This window comes from Paenalkalicoccus suaedae, assembly GCF_006965545.2.
Classification (GTDB): domain Bacteria; phylum Bacillota; class Bacilli; order Bacillales; family Salisediminibacteriaceae; genus Paenalkalicoccus; species Paenalkalicoccus suaedae.
In genome coordinates, this window is record NZ_CP041372.2 from 3,169,796 (window position 1) to 3,186,801 (window position 17,006).

15 protein-coding genes are annotated in these 17,006 nt (G+C 43.0%); 2 read left to right on the top strand and 13 right to left on the bottom strand.

Features of this window, described 5'->3' with window-relative positions; genetic code table 11:
* Window positions 1-4: 4 nt before the first annotated feature.
* On the top strand, window positions 5-808 hold the full coding sequence (locus FLK61_RS16585; protein WP_176010470.1) for a Cof-type HAD-IIB family hydrolase: 804 nt from the start codon (window positions 5-7) through the stop codon (window positions 806-808).
* A 54-nt stretch (window positions 809-862) separates the two neighbouring features.
* Here the strand turns inward: FLK61_RS16585 and FLK61_RS16590 are convergent, their stop codons facing one another.
* The 13 genes from FLK61_RS16590 to FLK61_RS16650 all read right to left on the bottom strand — a co-directional run bounded on the left by FLK61_RS16590 (window position 863) and on the right by FLK61_RS16650 (window position 16,006).
* Window positions 863-1,336 carry a thioredoxin family protein gene (locus tag FLK61_RS16590; protein ID WP_176010471.1) on the bottom strand — a complete coding sequence of 158 codons (474 nt, stop codon included), beginning with the start codon at window positions 1,334-1,336 and terminating at the stop codon, window positions 863-865.
* 2 nt (window positions 1,337-1,338) lie between these two features.
* A complete protein-coding gene (locus FLK61_RS16595; protein WP_176010472.1) occupies window positions 1,339-1,773 on the bottom strand; it encodes a disulfide oxidoreductase in 435 nt (144 codons plus the stop codon).
* Between the two features lie 504 nt (window positions 1,774-2,277).
* Window positions 2,278-3,288, bottom strand: a complete 1,011-nt coding sequence (locus tag FLK61_RS16600; protein ID WP_176010473.1) for a sugar kinase — start codon at window positions 3,286-3,288, stop codon at window positions 2,278-2,280.
* Between the two features lies 1 nt (window position 3,289).
* Window positions 3,290-3,919, bottom strand: coding sequence for a bifunctional 2-keto-4-hydroxyglutarate aldolase/2-keto-3-deoxy-6-phosphogluconate aldolase (locus FLK61_RS16605; protein WP_176010474.1), 630 nt, complete (start codon window positions 3,917-3,919; stop codon window positions 3,290-3,292).
* Window positions 3,920-3,950: 31 nt separating this feature from the next.
* Window positions 3,951-4,799: an SDR family oxidoreductase gene (locus FLK61_RS16610; RefSeq protein WP_176010475.1), complete on the bottom strand. Its 849-nt coding sequence runs from the start codon at window positions 4,797-4,799 to the stop codon at window positions 3,951-3,953.
* Window positions 4,796-5,842: a mannonate dehydratase gene (locus FLK61_RS16615; protein WP_176010476.1), complete on the bottom strand. Its 1,047-nt coding sequence runs from the start codon at window positions 5,840-5,842 to the stop codon at window positions 4,796-4,798. Before FLK61_RS16615 ends, FLK61_RS16610 begins: the two co-directional genes overlap by 4 nt.
* Window positions 5,843-5,859: 17 nt before the next feature.
* The gene (uxaC, locus tag FLK61_RS16620) at window positions 5,860-7,278 is read right to left on the bottom strand and encodes a glucuronate isomerase (protein WP_176010477.1); all 1,419 of its coding nucleotides are present in this window, start codon (window positions 7,276-7,278) and stop codon (window positions 5,860-5,862) included.
* A gap of 164 nt (window positions 7,279-7,442) precedes the next feature.
* On the bottom strand, window positions 7,443-9,257 hold the full coding sequence (gene uidA, locus FLK61_RS16625) for a beta-glucuronidase (protein WP_176010478.1): 1,815 nt from the start codon (window positions 9,255-9,257) through the stop codon (window positions 7,443-7,445).
* 57 nt (window positions 9,258-9,314) lie between these two features.
* On the bottom strand, window positions 9,315-10,892 hold the full coding sequence (locus FLK61_RS16630; protein WP_176010479.1) for a response regulator transcription factor: 1,578 nt from the start codon (window positions 10,890-10,892) through the stop codon (window positions 9,315-9,317).
* A 3-nt stretch (window positions 10,893-10,895) separates the two neighbouring features.
* A complete protein-coding gene (locus tag FLK61_RS16635; RefSeq protein ID WP_176010480.1) occupies window positions 10,896-12,698 on the bottom strand; it encodes a sensor histidine kinase in 1,803 nt (600 codons plus the stop codon).
* A 145-nt stretch (window positions 12,699-12,843) separates the two neighbouring features.
* Window positions 12,844-14,193: an ABC transporter substrate-binding protein gene (locus FLK61_RS16640; RefSeq protein WP_176010481.1), complete on the bottom strand. Its 1,350-nt coding sequence runs from the start codon at window positions 14,191-14,193 to the stop codon at window positions 12,844-12,846.
* 25 nt (window positions 14,194-14,218) lie between these two features.
* Window positions 14,219-15,007 (bottom strand): carbohydrate ABC transporter permease, encoded by a 789-nt coding sequence (locus FLK61_RS16645; protein WP_176011281.1) that lies wholly within the window; start codon window positions 15,005-15,007, stop codon window positions 14,219-14,221.
* Between the two features lie 69 nt (window positions 15,008-15,076).
* On the bottom strand, window positions 15,077-16,006 hold the full coding sequence (locus FLK61_RS16650; protein ID WP_249777622.1) for a carbohydrate ABC transporter permease: 930 nt from the start codon (window positions 16,004-16,006) through the stop codon (window positions 15,077-15,079).
* Window positions 16,007-16,249: 243 nt separating this feature from the next.
* Here FLK61_RS16650 and FLK61_RS16655 point away from each other — a divergent pair, with 243 nt between their 5' ends.
* Entirely contained in the window at window positions 16,250-16,912 is a 663-nt protein-coding gene (locus FLK61_RS16655) for a YesL family protein (RefSeq protein WP_176010482.1), read from the top strand.
* Window positions 16,913-17,006 lie beyond the last annotated feature (94 nt).

Consider the following 17,006-nt stretch of genomic DNA (forward strand, 5'->3'; position numbering starts at 1 on the left):
GATCATGCATCGACATTTGCTTGTATCAGACCTTGACGGCACGCTTTTAAATGAATATGGGAATGTGACTGATGCGACAGTAGAAGCGGTGCGAGCACTGCGAGACGCTGGTCACTATTTTACTGTTGCAACTGGTCGCAGTCCCATGATGACGAAGCCTATTTTAGAGAAGCTCGAGATTGACTTACCTGTCATTACGTATAATGGCGCTTGCCTCTATGACCCACGAAGCGATCGTCCCATTTTTACTCGCACTTACTCGAGTGAGTCCAGTAAGGAGCTTCTTCACTATTTGCGAGAAAAGGAGTATCATTTCCACGTGCTTGCAGATGGGGCATTTCATGTAGATGAAGGCACGATTACTCGCTATGAATGGTACCGCTCCAACAAGGACTTTCACATTCATGTCTTATCGCCCGCTTCTCCTCTTCATTCCATTGCTAAAACAACGGTAATGGTGGAGGAAAAGGAGTTGTTACCCGTTTGGAACGAGCTTGTTCAAGCTTTTCCACGGTGGTCAATTTACGCAAGCAGTCCACAGACGATCGATATCCATGCAGCCAATACGAGTAAAGGAAGAACGCTCGAGCATTTGACGAGAGAACTGAAGGTACCGATGAAGCAGACGATCACATTTGGTAACTATTATAATGATATCGACATGCTGCAAGTGGCAGACTTAGGTATTGCGGTCAAAAACGCGCCTCCTGCAGTAAAGGTCGAAGCTGATTTGCTCATTGATTCTCACGAGAATAACGCGGTTGCAAACTTCATGAACCTTTATTTTAAGCTTCCTCAGGCTACGTAGTAAGAATGTTAAAAAGCAGGACCTCCTTGTGGAGAGCCTGCTTTTTTGTGTTCGTTATTCTGCTAATACGACCTGCTGGAAGAACTGCTCGTACGTCTCTTCTGTATGTCCACCTACGATGCGTTGGACTTCCTGTCCGTCCTCAAAGTGAATAACAGTCGGTGTCCCTTCAATTCCGTACGTGCCCCACTCATCGCCGAATTCTAGCGCGTTAAAGAGTTCTAGGTCGACGCCCATCTCTTCTGCCTTTGGAATGAGATAAGGCGACACTTCGTTACAGATTGCACACTGACCACTGTAAAAGTAAACAGTTGCCTCCCCATTTTCCTCTAGACGCTGCTCAAGCTCAGTCGGTAGAATGATATTTTGGTAGAGTGGATCATCGAGCTGTGCGATTGTCTCCTGCTCGAGCGTGTCTAAGCCGAACGGGTTCCCCTCCGCTGCCTGTTGATTTTGCTGTGATGTTACAACTGTGAGCGCGATAAATATCGCGACAATAATACCACCGAATAGAAGTATTTTCTTCATAATTAGTTTGGCTCCTTTGATAGCTTAATCACATAAACTAGCAGAATGATAATTAGTATAAATGCCGTTAACGCTAAGAATGGAATTGTAATAAATCCAGCATAGTTTATGTACTGCGCATTACATGGCACGATCCCGCAGATGTTGCTCGTCTCTTGGAGTGCCGGTACTTTTTGTAGCAAATAGTGATACGTGGATATCCCTGCTCCGATAACCGCAAGCGGTAGTGCATAGTAGGCCTGCGTCGCGTCCTTTTTCACCGTCGCAATCGCGAGTGTGATCGCCATCGGATACATAAAAATCCGCTGTGCCCAGCACAACTCACAAGGAATAAATCCTCTTATTTCAGAAAAAAATAGAGAGCCTAATGTTGCAATAAACGCAACGCCCCAGCTTGCCGTAAGAAGCAATTCAATACGCTTTTGGTTGTCCCCCATCTACATCACCCAAATTGATCATAGCTAATCTACTGACGAAAGTAAAGTGACGAAATTGTGTGATGGGAGTGGTAGATTTGGAGTTGTACTGAATTTAGGTGGGGGTGCTGAATTTGTATGCCGTTGTGACTAAATGCCGAGAGGTGGTGCTGAAATCGGAGTGCCCTGTGACAAAATGCTTGGGGTTTGTGCAAAATTGCGAGCATGTTGTGCAAATTATCCAGAAAAAGGATGAATAAACTGCCGTGCTGCGCGGGAATACCTGGGGTTAATCGCGTTGAGTGGCAGTTGATTCGATTGGTTTATGGGATGGATAAAGTGGGTGCAGCGTTTGAGCTGTGATAACTCGTATGGAATTTGTGATAACTGCTTCTCGGTTTGTGATAACTGAGCCTGGTTCTGTGATTACTGCTCCTCGTTTTGTGATAACTCAACCTGATTTTGTCATAACCTCTCGCCACTTTGTCATTACCGCCAACCTCCCCACACCAAAAAGCCCGGCGTCTATCTTACGACGTCGCCGGACTGGTTCTGTATGAATTGTGTTACGTCTGCTACCGTGTAGTCGCTTTGGTCGCCGCGGACGAAGTGGTTGAGGACGCTGTAGGCGACCGCAAACTCAATGATAGTATTAGCATCTATCCCATCTCCACCGCTCATTCCATGCAATACCCCTGCGGCAAAGCTATCACCGCCACCAATACGGTCGATGACATCAAACGCTACTGTTTCCCCAGCAACTAACTCGGTACCATCATAAAAGTAGCCGCGGAGCTCATGGCGGTTGTTACCAACGATCTCACGCTTCGTGGACGCACACGATGCTACGCCATATTCATCGCGTAAACGATCATAATAGGCCTTTAACTGCTCCTCATATGTCTCACCCTCTGCCTCCCACTTAAACAACCATGCAAAGTCCTTCCACCCTGCAAAACAGTGATCTACATAAGGCAACACGTCTAAATAAGCGGCGCCTGCCTCTTCCGCGGACCATAGCTTACTTCGGTAGTTACAATCGAAGCTCACCTTTACTTCATGTGCATGCGCCTCCTGCATCGCCACCTTCACAAACGTATGTAGCTCATTTGAGAGCGCACACGTGATACCGGAAACGTGAAACCAGTCGACATCCGCAAACAACCCCGCCCAATCAACATCCACAGACGCGAGCTCCAATACCGAAGAGTGCGCGCGATCATAGACGACAGAACTTGCCTTTAACGAGTATCCTTCTTCTATATAATACGCCCCAATACGTGAACCGCCCTCGTAAATCCAATCTACGTGGACGCCCGCTCGTTGCAGGTGTTGTTTCATCCCGTGGGCTAACGGATTTCCGGAGGGGAGTGCAGTCACGTAGCGGACGTCGTGGCCGAGGTGGCTTAGCCCGATAGCGACGTTTGCTTCGGCTCCTCCGAAGTAGGCGTTAAACGTAGAGGCTTGCGAGAGTTTGCCCCGATCAGGCGTTTGCAGGCGCATGAGCATCTCGCCTAAGGTTACGACTCGTGCCATGCTACGCCCCCCTTAGCTTCTGGACGAATTTAGCGGCTTCGGCCTCGACGGCGTCAAAATCGGCTGTCTTTGCGCCCTTCGTGATCTCGCCACCGACCCCGACCATGACTGCGCCTGCATCGATCCACTCGTTCATGTTATCCAGATTAATGCCGCCTGTTGGCATGATGTTCATGTGTGGGAGCGGGCCTTTGACGTTACGAATGAATTCGGGAGAAAATTGTTGGCCAGGGAATAATTTAACGATTTGCGCACCGTATTCTGTTGCGGTGAGCATTTCGGTAATCGTCATACAGCCCGGTAAATAAGGGATGTGATAGCGATTGCAGAGCTTCGCTGTCGCTTCGTCAAACCCTGGGCTGACGATAAACTGTGCGCCAGCGAGGATGGCCGTGCGGGCGGTCTCTGCGTCAAGAACTGTTCCCGCTCCGACCATCGCATCGTCGTACGATTTCACGAGGCGCTTCATGACCTCATCCGCTCCCGGTACCGTAAATGTGACTTCTAACACGCGGATGCCGCCTCGGTAGCAGGCTGCGGCAGTTTGCTCCGCTTCGTCTACTGTGTTGCCTCGTACAACAACAGCGAGTTTATGAGCTGCCATTTCGTTTAATATCGTAAGCATTTGCATGCGTTCATTCCTCCTTCTTCTATCATTTAACCTACACGCCTGAATAGGCAGAGAATCCGCCGTCCACAGGTACAACGATCCCGTTTACGAAGCTTGACGATTCATCAACAAGCCAGAGCAGCGTACCGAGCAGCTCTTCTGCCTCTCCAAAGCGCCCTTGTGGTGTTTGGCTTAAAATTTTCTCAGCGCGCTCCGTGTAGGATCCGTCTTCGTTCATCAACAGCTTTTCATTCTGTGCCGTTAAGAAAAAACCTGGCGCAATCGCGTTTACGCGAATGCCGACGTCCGCAAAGTACGTGGAGAGCCACTGCGTAAAGTTACTAATAGCAGCTTTCGCTCCGCTATAGGCTGGGATTTTTGTGAGTGGACGAAACGCGTTCATCGAGGAAATATTAATAATCGTTGCGCCTTTCTTCCCTACCATGTCTTTTGCAAACACTTGCGTAGGCAGGAGCGTTCCAATAAAGTTTAGGCGAAACAGCCACTCCACGGCATCGGGATCTAAATCGAAGAACGTTTGAGCGTCGCCTTTATTTAAGCTATCCATCGTCATCTTTTCTTCTGATGTAGTTGCCTTCGGATCATTGCCTCCTGCTCCATTGATTAAAATGTCACAGCTCCCATATAGCTCAGTGATTTCCTGCTTAACCTGCTCGAGCTTTTGTACATCGAGTACATCGACGATAAATCCGCTCGCTTCAAAGCCCGCTTCACGAATCTCACGCACAATTTCTTCGTTCGCTTCCTTGCGCCGTGACAGGATCGCCACTTTAGCGCCAAGCTCGGCTAATGCCTTACACATGACGGATCCAAGTACGCCGGAGCCACCAGTTATGACAACGACTTTATCCTTTACGTTTACGTGAAATGGAACTGTCATGAACTCACCCCTAACCCTCTTGCTGTGTGGATGATACCGTTCAAATAGGTTGCGCCAAGTGCACGATCGTATAGACCGTAGCCTGGGCGTCCTGTTTCTCCCCAAATCATGCGACCGTGGTCAGGACGAATTGGTCCCGTATAGCCATCAGCAACGAGCTTTTGAATCACGCCGATCATGTCGAGGGAGCCTGCGTTAATAGAGTGCGCTGTCTCTTGAAAGGACTTCTCGCCTGTCCACTTGACGTTGCGCGCGTGGACAAAGTGAATGCGCCCTTTAGCCACTTCGATAATTTCGATTAAATCATTGTCCGGATTCGCTCCGTACGATCCTGTACAGAATGTAATCCCGTTATGCACGTCATCGACCGCTGACAGCATGCGACGCACACTATCAACATTTTTCATCATGCGAGGAAGTCCAAAAATGCCCCATGGTGGATCATCAGGGTGAATGGCCATGAATACACCTTCCTCCGCAGCAACTGGAATAACACGCTCTAAGAAGTAGATGAGGTTGTCCATGAGCTGATCCTCTGTGATGGAGCGATATTGATTCATAATCGATTGAAGCGCATCCGTTTGATAGGATAAATCCCAGCCTGGTAGCGTCAATTCCCCACTTAGTGGATCCAAGTTTGTGACCGTTGCTTCGTCGTATTTAAGCGAGTTCGATCCGTCCGGTAGCGATGCGTCAAGCTCTGACCGCGTCCAGTCAAACACAGGCATAAAGTTATAGCAAACCGTTTTCACACCTGCTTTCGCCAAGTTTCGAATCGTCTCATTATAATTGTCAATCCACTGATCTCGTGAATCTAACCCCATCTTAATTTCCTCATGGACAGGCACACTCTCGATTACATTTAAACGCATGCCGTGCGCCTCGATTTCCCCCTTGAGCTTTGTGATGCGCGCAACCGGCCACACCTCTCCTGCGGGTATATCGTAAATCGCGGATACAATCCCCTCCATGTCTGGAATTTGTCTGATCTGCTCAAGCGTGACTGGATCGTCCTCTCCGTACCAGCGAAAGCTCATCTCCATCCTTCTCACTCCTATCGTTATCGTAAAATCGTCTCTTTTGTCAGCTGAAAATAGTGTTTAGCGTTGTGATAACAAATTCCTTCGACATACTCGGTTAAAAGCTCTTGATCGTTTGGAATTTTGCCTTCCACAACCCACGTTCCGAGCAAGTCACAAAGGATGCGACGGAAGTATTCATGTCGCGTAAACGACAGCATACTGCGTGAATCAGTGAGCATACCCACAAAGTGACGCAGAAGCCCAACGTTCGCTAACGTCTTCATTTGGTCAAGCATTCCATCGTGATGGTCGTTAAACCACCAAGCCGTTCCGACCTGTACTTTGCCAGGAACGCCTTCCTCCTGGAAGTTGCCGGCTGTTGCTGCTAAGATCACATTGTCACGAGGATTAAGCGTGTACAGAATTGTTTTAGGCAGTGTACCACTGCTAGCTAATGAATCTAAGAAGGCGTTTAATGGCTTTGCAAGCGGTGCATCTCCAATCGCATCAAAGCCTGCATCACGACCTATCGTATGAAGCTTTGCTGTGAAATTATTGCGAAGCGGTCCAATGTGTAGTTGCATGACCCAACCTTCTCGTTCGTAAAGCATCGCTAGTTGCTGGAGCGTGACGGTTTTAAATTTACGAACGTCGCTTTCAGTCAGGCTCGCGCCTTTAAGTCGCGCGTCAAAAATCGTTGCTACCTCTTCTTCTGTTGCCTGCTCGTAAACCATCTCGTTTATGCCGTGATCCGATGCCTTGCACCCACTCTCTGAGAAGAACGCCACCCGATTTTCTAACGCAGCAAGAAGATCGTGATAGGTGTTGATTGTTACGCCAGAAGCCTTGGCAAGTCGCTCTATCCAATCGATGAACGTGTCGGCCTCAATCGCGAGTCCCACGTCCGGGCGGAAGGAAGGAGCGACAGTAACCGCGTAGCCCTCCTCCTGTAGCTTACGATGGTAGGAAAGATCGTCGGTCGGATCATCGGTCGTCCCAACAAACTCCACGCGCTGCATCTCGAGCATGCGCCGAGCCGACAGCTCGCCACTTTGAACGCAAGTGTTCGTGTGATTGAACACATCCTCCGCCGTGCGTTCAGATAGTAGCCCTTTGTAATCAAAGAAACGAGTTAATTCAAGATGCGTCCAGTGGTACAGAGGATTGCCGAGCGTATTCGGTACCGTGCGCGCCCATGCCTGGAACTTCTCCTCATCAGGGGCATCACCAGTAATGAATCGCTCCGCTTCGCCATTCGCACGCATCGCACGCCACTTATAGTGATCACCACCGAGCCAAAGCTCCGTGATCGACGCGTAGCTCTTATCCTCATAAATCTCCTTCGCACTCAAATGATTATGATAATCGATAATCGGTAAATCCTTCGCCACCTCATGGTACAAGCGACGCGCCACCTCATTCGACAGTAAAAAATCGTCTGTAATCACGTGTGTCACTCCTTCGAAAAGTAGTTTTATAAAAACGCTTTCAATTGTTTTTAATTATACTACTTAGTTGATTCAATTAACAAACTATATTCATTTATTTGGTATAACGGGAGCTTTTTGATTTCTTATATTCGTTTATTGCACGTAAGTTAGTCGATCTTCCCCTGAAAAATTTACGTTTTATAGTAAAAATCATCAATCGCAGTCCAACGTTTACGGAGCTCATGCGCAGCATTTTTAGGCTTACGCTCTCTTGTGAAAACGCCCTTTTTATTTCCATTTACCCGGCGAACGTTTTGGCTTGTAGCGAAGTCTGCAAAGTTCCAAACATGCTCCCCAATAAAGGTTGGTACTTGATCAAAGACTTCATGATTGATTTTTAAGTAGTCCGATTGATATTCTTCCGTAAACATCGTTGGCACGATTTCGTGATAACCAGCAATCGTATCAGCACCATACTCTGTCATCATCATTGGCTTTCCGGGGCAACGCTTTTCCCAGGCAGCTAATTCAGCAGCTAACCTTACTTTGGCAACATCCAGTTCTCCACTATTTTCATACCAGCCATAGTAGCGATTGAATCCTAGTACATCAATCAAATCAGCTATTTTATCAAGCTCTGGCGTGGACTTAATAAATGTAACAATCATAACTGGTCGCGACTGAGGATCACGCTCTCTCGTAAGCTCCACTAAAGGTTTAAAGTATTCGTAAGCACCTTCCTCTTCCGTAGCCGCTTCGTTTGCAACTGACCACATGACGACACACGCATGATTTTTATCGCGAGCTATCATGTCATTAAGCACATCTTTATGATGATCAAATGTTTTTATACGACTCCATGTGCTGTCTTCTTTCGTAAAACCACCAGAAGCTGCTGAAAAGTTTAAGTGGACGCCAACTGCTGGCGTTTCGTCAATGACTACAATGCCTTCACGATCGGCAAGACGCATGAGCTCTTCTGAGTAAGGGTAATGTGCCGTCCTAAACGAATTTGCCCCCATCCACTTCATTAACCTGAGATCCATCACATTAACAGCTTCGTTAAAGCCACGCCCCGCAATCGGAGAATCCTCATGCTTTCCAAAGCCTTTAAAATAGAACGGTTTATCATTAATGAGAAACTTGCCATCCCGTACTTCTACTGATCGAAATCCAATAGGCTCCTCGTACGTATCGATAAGCTGCTCGCCCTTCATGATAGTGGCTTTAAATGTATATAAATAAGCGTTAAGTGGTTCCCACCGACGTAGATCACTTACCGACATCTCACCCTGTAATCCCTCTCCTGTCGCAACGTTCTTTCCTTCTTCATCGATCAGTTGCGCCACTACAAGATAGTCTTCTTCCACTGACTCTAATACGGTTGAAACACGGTAAGAAAGGAGACCTCCATCAGTCGTAACCTGTGGTACAAGCTCGATATCTTTTATATAGGAACGAGGTGTCGTATAGAGCTTGATCGGTCGTTGTAAGCCTGCATAATTAAAAAAGTCAAAGTTCGGCATGTTACGAACAACTTTCCCAATACCCTCGACTTCCTCTTCTTCATAAACTCCAACAGGAAGTGTCGAATCATCGATAATATTATTAACAACGATCGTAATACGACGTTTAGCCTTCTCGCTATCAGATGAGAGCTCCACTTCAAACGGTAAGAAGCCGCCCTTATGCTCTGCAACAAAAACGCCATCTACATAAACACTAGCTTTATGAGTAGCTGCTCCAATACGCAGAACTAGTCGTTCATTTTTATAAACCTTGGGAATGGTTATTTCGGTTTCATACCATACATCTCCCACATGATTCTTAATTTCACCGCTCACACCTATATCATTAAACGAGGCTGGGACTGCCATTGGTATGGTATCTGTTAGTTTTTGTTCAAACCATTTGTCTTTTAATCCTCGACCGTCATCAAGCTTAAACTCCCAAATTCCACCTAAATTTAGTACGCCTCTTGTCTCCGTAAAAATAGGATATAGCATTCGAACTCTCCTTTTTATTCAACTAAAAATTATCGTTTTAAACGTTTCCTATTACGTTTATCGCTGTATCGTTTTATACTGACTTGGAGTTGCTCCGTAATATTTCTTAAATACCTTTAAAAAATAGCTTTTGCTCTCAAAACCGAGCATGTCTGAAATTGATTCCACCGTTTCCTGCGAATGATCCATGAGTTCTTTTGCACGTTCGATCTTTGTTTTATTGACAAAGTCGATAAACGTCATCTCTGTTTGTTGCTTAAACAACCTACTAAAGTAGCTCGGGTTTAAGTGCAGATGCTCCGAGACATCCTTTAACGTAATCTTCTTATCTAGATGTAACATGACATACTTTTTTGCTTTCACAATTTCTGGCTTAGATGAATGACGATGAATATCTTTTACCATCTCGGCAGCCTTGGCTATTGCATTCTTTAAGATTTCATATAGTCTCCACATTGTCTTAACGTGAAGAACCTCATTAGATTCATTTTCTAATCGGAATACTTCCTTGTCTTCTTGCATCATTTGAATCGTTCGTTCGATGTCTAAAAGGAAGCTGTGCGCCCAATTCCTCACTTGTTTTGCTGAAAATTGATTTGCATTTATAATCGCATATTGAATCTCTAGCCATGAGTGAAGCTTCTGGTTGTCTTCTAGTAACAACAATTCTTTAAGCTCACTATTCGTATGACGTAATTGCTCAAAAATGGTAGCGCCTAACGAAGAGGAAGACTTTCTTTCATCTATTTCACCTTGCTTTAAATAAAAGCGCTGTTCTTCAGCTTGTTGTAGGGTAGCTAACTCTAACGAGACTTCATGAGGGAATACGCAATGTTGTCCAATAATGGCGGATATAGTTACATTCATAAAAGTATTTAAATTATCACTAATTCGTTGAAGTAGCACTTTTTTAGAGATCGTTATCTCGTCAAAAAATAGATAAAATTTGTCCTCTTTATCAAATAAACAGAACCCTTTTCCGTACTGATTGATCGTTTCCATCACAATATTTTCTACAGAGAATGCATAAGAATCATCTGTAAGTAGCGCCTCATAGGAATCAACAAATGCAAGTACTGGAGTGCAGTGAGTCATGGACAGGTCCAAATTCAAATCCGCTTTGTGCTTTTGAATCCAATCATTCACTATCGCTGGAGGCTTTCGCATGAGATGGTCAAGCAGCCTACCACGAAGCACAGTGAGGTTCTCTTTCACAAGAAAGCGGATATTGGAAAGTTCCCTATCTTTCTGTTTCTTCTTGTCCATCTCATCTTTTAATCTAGATACGATATCGGTAATCATCGTCGTATCCATTTTCTCTTTCAAGACATATTCAAATGAATTAAGCTTGATCGCCTGATGTGCATAATCAAATTCATCGTAACAAGTTAGAAAGATTGAATGGATTCCTTCCCGATGCTGTTTTGCCTCTTTAATGAGTGAAATCCCATCTAGTCTAGGCATACCAATGTCGGTCATGATAACATCGACATGTGATTTTTTTACAACCTCTAAAGCTTTATCACCATCCTCGAACACACCAATTACTTCATATCCTAGGCTTTGCCAAGGAACCATTGTCTTTAAAAATTCCAGTACGTAGTAGTCATCATCAACAAGAATGATTTTGTACATATGCTAAGCCTCCCTTTTAATCGGAATGGAAATAGTAATTGCTGTGCCGCCTTCTTTTCGATTGTCGATCGATACGCGTAGCTCTTCTCCATACATGAATTGAAGCCGTTGATACACGTTCTTAATACCAATCCCAGTGAAGGAGCGCCTTTGTTGATTATTCTCTTCTGTTTGTGTGATACCTAACAAATTATGATGAATCAGAGCTAAATCCTCTTTGGCAAACCCTTTCCCGTCATCCATGACTCGAATCACCATATCTGCCTCACGAAGCTCTGAATCAATCATGATCGTGCCACTTTTATCATCAAATCCGTGATTAATCGAATTCTCAATCAGCGGCTGTAGTAAAAATCGTGGGACAAAGATGGCTAACGTATCGTTCTCAAGATGCTTTACGAGTTTAATGTTTGATTTACTTCTAAAGTTCATCAAATCTAGATAGTGCTCTACAAGTTCTATTTCTTCTTTAAGTGAAACAAATTCATTACTTCGATTAATTGTCATCCGTAAAAGAAGCGATAAAGATTGAATAAGTTTTGCACTTTCTTTATCTCCGTTAAGCATAATTTTTAGTCGTAGCGAATTTAGTATATTGAATAGAAAGTGAGGATTAACTTGCGCTTGTAATAGTTCAAGCTCTGCTTTCCGTTTATTTTTCTCTACACGTTTTACTTGCAAAATCATGTCCTCTACCATATCAAGTGTTAGATCAAAAGACTCTCCTAGCTGTTCGATATCTTTTGTACCTTTAATTCCTGACCGGACCTTTAAATTTCCTTTCTTTACTTCCTTAATCACACGATTCAATCTTGCGAGTGGATGTGTCATCACGCGAATCATAAAAATAAGGAGTACAAGGAATACAAGGAAGAAAAATAGTAAAAAGCTAAGGACATTCCCTGTCACCGCTTGAATATTGCTAGTAGCTGAATCTACAGGCACGAGACTGACTAACCGCCAACTCCCGTATGAGAACGGCTTTTGCACCATTAAATAGTCTTTTCGTTGCTCCGTAAAAACAGTAGATATATGACCTTCATCTAGAGCTTCGGCGTATAAAAATGGCGTCATCGTCGCTCTGTTCTCACTATGAGAGATAACAAGCCCATCCGAATCAACAACAAAAAGCTCTTGGTCTGGATAAATGGTAGCTTCACTTAGAAGGGTTTGAATTGGCTCTTCGCGCATACTAATGTTTAGCAACGCATTAGCACGTTCTGATAAATTAATCACTCGAGAGATCGATATCACATATGGATAGCTCGACTGCTGATTCGTCACATAGTTCTCATGGACGCCTACCCAGTCCACATTAAAATAGTCATTGTTTCTTTTTTGTTCAAACGCGTCTATCCAGTTAGATGCTAAGGACTCCTCCATCTGATAGTTTGTGTAGATAAATCCGTTCTGAAGTACGATCGTGATATAGGCGGGCGAGAGTAGATTGACCACATCTTCCATTGTCCGTGTTATTTCAAGGTGATCTAACGCATTTAATTCTCTCGTAATAGTACCTGTTTCACTTCTAATCAAATTGCGATTTAATACAGACTTCGTCTCATCGCTAAACGTTAAGAAGTTTGATAAATATAAAAAATCATTTACATAGGTTGTTGCTTGAATATCAAGCGTGTTCAGAGTATTTTGCGATTGCGCAACAGCCTGGTCCATTAAATCACTTTGAATACGAACATTCATTAAAATGAACGACAAAATAATAGGTAATAAAATACAAATGATGGAGGAAAGAATAATCCTACTTCGTAATGATAAATCTCTCCATGATCGTGTTGTTATCTCCATCACTTGCACCCCATTTTTATAGTAGATGATCGACCTTTTTTAAATGTCGAAATTTAGACTATTTTCAGTCTACCTACTATTCACCTTACGTTGTTTAAAAGAAAGGGGCAATAGAATAATTTCCCTTGCCCCAGCATTCGTTCCTTTAATTGTTTGCATCAATTGTTCGTTGTACTTCTTGTGTAGCATTCTCAAGCGTCGTCTCAATATCTTGATCACCTAGTAGATAGCGTTGTACCTCAGTACCATAAGCTGAGTAAACTTCGCCCATGTAGCTTGGGGGTAAGAACTGCTCAGATTCTTCTCCTGTTTCTAATACGTGCAAGAGCGATTCAATGTGAATGGCTTCTGGATTGTCTGTTGTGCTAGCAAGATTTGTAACAACCTCTTCTAAATCAGTCTGTCTCCAAGCAGGAATCGATTTATTTTGCTCAAGCATTCCTTCTGTTGACATCCACCTAATAAATTCATATGCTGCTTCTTTATTCTCTGATTGATTACCAATAGCTATGCTATCTGATGATGCATATCGATACTGTGGATCGTCTGCATTTTCTTTTGGCCATGGCGCCCAAGCTATTGGGAATTCCGCGCTATGCCCACCCCACTCTGTTACCATAAAGCTTGGGATTGGAACCATACTTGCACTTCCTTGGAAAAATTGCTGACGATAGTTTAAGTCCTGAGAAATAACATTAGCAAACGGCTCTGACGATTGGTCAACTTGCTCTAAGTCATAGCGTAGTTGCAGGGATGCCTCAATAGCCGGATCTTCCATATTAGAGCTACCGTCTTCTTGAATTAATAGGTTGTTACTTTCTTTACTAAGTAAATACGTCACGTTCCAAATAGTATCCCACGTATGGAAATAGGAACCATATCTCCCGTCTTCCGTTAGCGCACTTGCATACTCTCGGTAGTCATCCCACGTCCAATCAGTCGGGATCTCAAGACCCGCTTCATCTAAGTGATCTTTATTCATCATGACAAGGTACGTGTTGTACTTCATAGGCAATCCAAAATAGTTCCCTTCGTCATCAGAAGGAGTTGCCCCCATATTGTATTCTTCGTCAATATCAATTCCTTCTTCTTCAAAGTATTCATTTAAAGGAGCAAACATCCCAAGTGACGCTCGTCTAGATAAATCCTGTGAACTAGACAACATGATTAAATCAAGTTCTTCACCAGACGAAGCCAATAAATCTAACTGCTGGTAGTAATCACGCGCATCCATATTTTCGACCAACGTATTCATATTGATTGTTACATTAGGATTCGCTTCTTCATATGCTTCAATTGTTGCTTGCCAGTTACCATTCTCTTCGTTAATCCATGTATAAAGGTTTAGCTCTACTTGCTCTTCGCTTTCGGTCGCGCCATTAGCCTCTCCCTCAGCTGGAGCGTTTCCCTCATTGTCTCCACCACCGCAACCAGCTACTACTAATGTTAGTGCCGCCATCCATGTTAGGTGTAAACTCTTTTTCATACTTGTCATTTAGAACCCCTCCGTTATGTTTATTTTACCCCTTAACTCCACCTAATGAGATGCCATCGATCACTTGTTTTTGACCAATAATAAATACGATTAGTAATGGAATAATTGAGGATACTGCCGCTGCCATCATCAACGAATAGATGGCGCCATGTGAATCAGCGAATTGATAAATACCGATTTGGATCGTATAAAGCTCCTCTGATCGTAAGAAAATCAGTGGATTTTGGTAGTCATTCCATGTCCATATAAATCGTAAAATGGAATACGTAGCTAGTGCTGGAACGACAAGTGGTAAAGCAATTTTAAAGAAAATTCGGAATTCTCCCGCGCCGTCAATCTTAGCTGATTCAATAATAGAGTCATTAATAGATAAGAAGAATTGTCTCAACATGAAGGTTCCGAATGCACTAAAACTATTGAGTAAAATCAGTCCTAAGTGCGAATCTACTAATCCAACTGAAGAAAATAGTAAGTACTGCGGCACCACAATTGCTTGAGGTGGAATCATATAGGTTAATAACACGAGCATGAAGAGTAAATCTCGCCCTTTAAACGTCATCTTTGCAAACGCATATGCTGCTAGACACGAAAAGGCTGTTGATACAAATGTTGTTAAGAGCGTGACTTTAATAGAATTCCAATAGTATAAAGCAAATGAGCTACGACCAAACCAAACTTCTCGATAATTCTCTACTGCATTCCAAGTTTGAGGAATCCACTCAATCGGATAAGTTAATACATCACCTTCCGGTTTAAACGAGGAGGACAACATCCAAACAAACGGAAGTAAAAATAAAATTCCTAATACAGCCATTCCGGCGGTAACTAATAACTTGTGCACAGTTGCTTTTTTTATCTGCTTACTCACGTCATCTCCTCCTTTCTAGTAGTTGACCCATTTCTTCTGACCAATCCACTGTAAGTACGTTATGATTACAAGAATTAAGAATAAGATAACGGCGATCGATGACGCATAGCCTGTTCGTAATTCTTCAAAACCCTGCTGATATAAATAAAGAACAGGAATATTTGTGGAGTTTGCTGGACCTCCGTCTGTTAATACTTTTATTAAGTCAAACACCTTAAACGAGTTTACTAATCCTTGAATGAGAAGTAAAAAAGTGACTGGTGTTACGAGTGGTACAGTGATTTTTCTAAACTTATAAAACGCAGATGCTCCATCTACTTCAGCCGCTTCATAAAGCTCTTGAGGGATATTTTGAAGTGCTGCTAAATAAAGCACTAACTGCAGTCCAATTTGTGTCCATATAATAATGATCATAACTGAAGGTAGAGACCAGGTAGTTGAAGCAATCCATCCTGGTACATTCTCAAATCCTACAGATAGTAAAAATTGATTAATTGGCCCATCCGAAGGGTGGAAAAGCACTCGGAAAATCAGGGCTACCGCTACTGTACTTGAGATGTAAGGCATAAAATAAATAACCTTAAAAGCATCCTTACCAAATACATACTTATTAATAATAACTGCAAGGACTAGCGATAAATAAAGTCCTATTGGAACGACAGTCAGTAAAATTAAGTTATTACGAAGACCTCTTAAAAAGATGGAATCTTGAAATAAGGTGACGAAATTTGAAAGACCTATAAAGTTAGCTCCATCAAAGCCAGTTATCAGATTCCAGTCGGTCAAGCTTAAAACAAACGATGCTACAATTGGATAAAAAATGATAATGATACTTCCGATCATCATAGGTGCGACGAATAGATAACCAGAAGCATTATGCTTTCCTTTTTTTCTCTTCTTCGGTTTGTTACCGCTTTCATTTGTTTGGTCTATTGTTGCCTTCACAATAGCTCACCTCCCTTATGAGCTAATTATACGTGTATAAATTTCAGCTAAACAACGCACTATCTTTACTTGTTAGGTAATATTTTTACCACTTACACAAGGAGGATTGTTGTCATCCACTTTTGCCACGTATACTGACATTACAATATTGTAAGCACTTACAATTCTTAATCAATCTATTTATACATTTGGAAAATAAGTGTTGGAGTATTTTTAGAATTTAGCGTAAAGGGGAGTTTTATAATGAAGCAAAATGGATTTACTGCCTTCTTTTACACCTTTTCAGACTGGTTTGCAAAAATTGTTTACCTAAACATACTATGGATCTTTTTTACGTTTGCGGGATTCATTATCTTTAGTATTTCCCCTGCAACAATCGCATTATTTGCGGTGATAAGACAGCTACTTATCGAGAAAGATAGCTTCTCGATCACCAAAAAGTTTTGGCACGTATTTAAAGGAGAATTCTTTAAGGCAAATGGTATCGGTATTTGTTTAACAATCGTAGCAACTTCTCTCGCTCTATATTTACAGCTTTTCATGACTACTGAAAATACGCTACTTCAAGCACTTTATTACCCAATGTTGATGGTAGCAATATTATTAGGACTAACAATCCTTTATTTTATCCCGTCCTACATTCACTACAATCATAAACTAGTACCAACTTTCAAAAATGCCTGTTTAGTCATGATAGTTAGTCCTCTAAACACCTTTACCATGGCCTCAAGTGTTTTTGTTATTGCGTTTGTGTCATTACTATTTCCTATTCTGATTGTATTCTTTAGCGTCAGCCTGTTTGCTCTCTTTGTAATGATGACCGCACTTCGTACCTTTAGACAAGTAGAGCTAAAGAAAGGCGTTGCACCATCACATACCACTAAAACCTTACATTCAGAAGCGTGAGTGTATAGGGCAATGAATTAGGAGTGTGGCCGAGTTTACGCTAAATTGCGAGGGTATTGTACACATAGAGCCGTTTATTTTTCCACAAAAAGGG

What these genes read in the sequence shown, in the direction of transcription:
- FLK61_RS16655 (WP_176010482.1), top strand. Translation starts at nt 16,250, where the DNA reads ATGAAGCAAAATGGATTTACTGCCTTCTTTTACACCTTTTCAGACTGG.
- FLK61_RS16605 (WP_176010474.1), bottom strand. Translation starts at nt 3,919, where the DNA reads ATGCAAATGCTTACGATATTAAACGAAATGGCAGCTCATAAACTCGCT.
- FLK61_RS16635 (WP_176010480.1), bottom strand. Translation starts at nt 12,698, where the DNA reads ATGGAGATAACAACACGATCATGGAGAGATTTATCATTACGAAGTAGG.
- FLK61_RS16595 (WP_176010472.1), bottom strand. Translation starts at nt 1,773, where the DNA reads ATGGGGGACAACCAAAAGCGTATTGAATTGCTTCTTACGGCAAGCTGG.
- FLK61_RS16640 (WP_176010481.1), bottom strand. Translation starts at nt 14,193, where the DNA reads ATGACAAGTATGAAAAAGAGTTTACACCTAACATGGATGGCGGCACTA.
- FLK61_RS16610 (WP_176010475.1), bottom strand. Translation starts at nt 4,799, where the DNA reads ATGACAGTTCCATTTCACGTAAACGTAAAGGATAAAGTCGTTGTCATA.
- FLK61_RS16615 (WP_176010476.1), bottom strand. Translation starts at nt 5,842, where the DNA reads ATGGAGATGAGCTTTCGCTGGTACGGAGAGGACGATCCAGTCACGCTT.
- FLK61_RS16590 (WP_176010471.1), bottom strand. Translation starts at nt 1,336, where the DNA reads ATGAAGAAAATACTTCTATTCGGTGGTATTATTGTCGCGATATTTATC.
- FLK61_RS16645 (WP_176011281.1), bottom strand. Translation starts at nt 15,007, where the DNA reads ATGGCTGTATTAGGAATTTTATTTTTACTTCCGTTTGTTTGGATGTTG.
- FLK61_RS16600 (WP_176010473.1), bottom strand. Translation starts at nt 3,288, where the DNA reads ATGGCACGAGTCGTAACCTTAGGCGAGATGCTCATGCGCCTGCAAACG.
- FLK61_RS16585 (WP_176010470.1), top strand. Translation starts at nt 5, where the DNA reads ATGCATCGACATTTGCTTGTATCAGACCTTGACGGCACGCTTTTAAAT.
- uidA (WP_176010478.1), bottom strand. Translation starts at nt 9,257, where the DNA reads ATGCTATATCCTATTTTTACGGAGACAAGAGGCGTACTAAATTTAGGT.
- FLK61_RS16630 (WP_176010479.1), bottom strand. Translation starts at nt 10,892, where the DNA reads ATGTACAAAATCATTCTTGTTGATGATGACTACTACGTACTGGAATTT.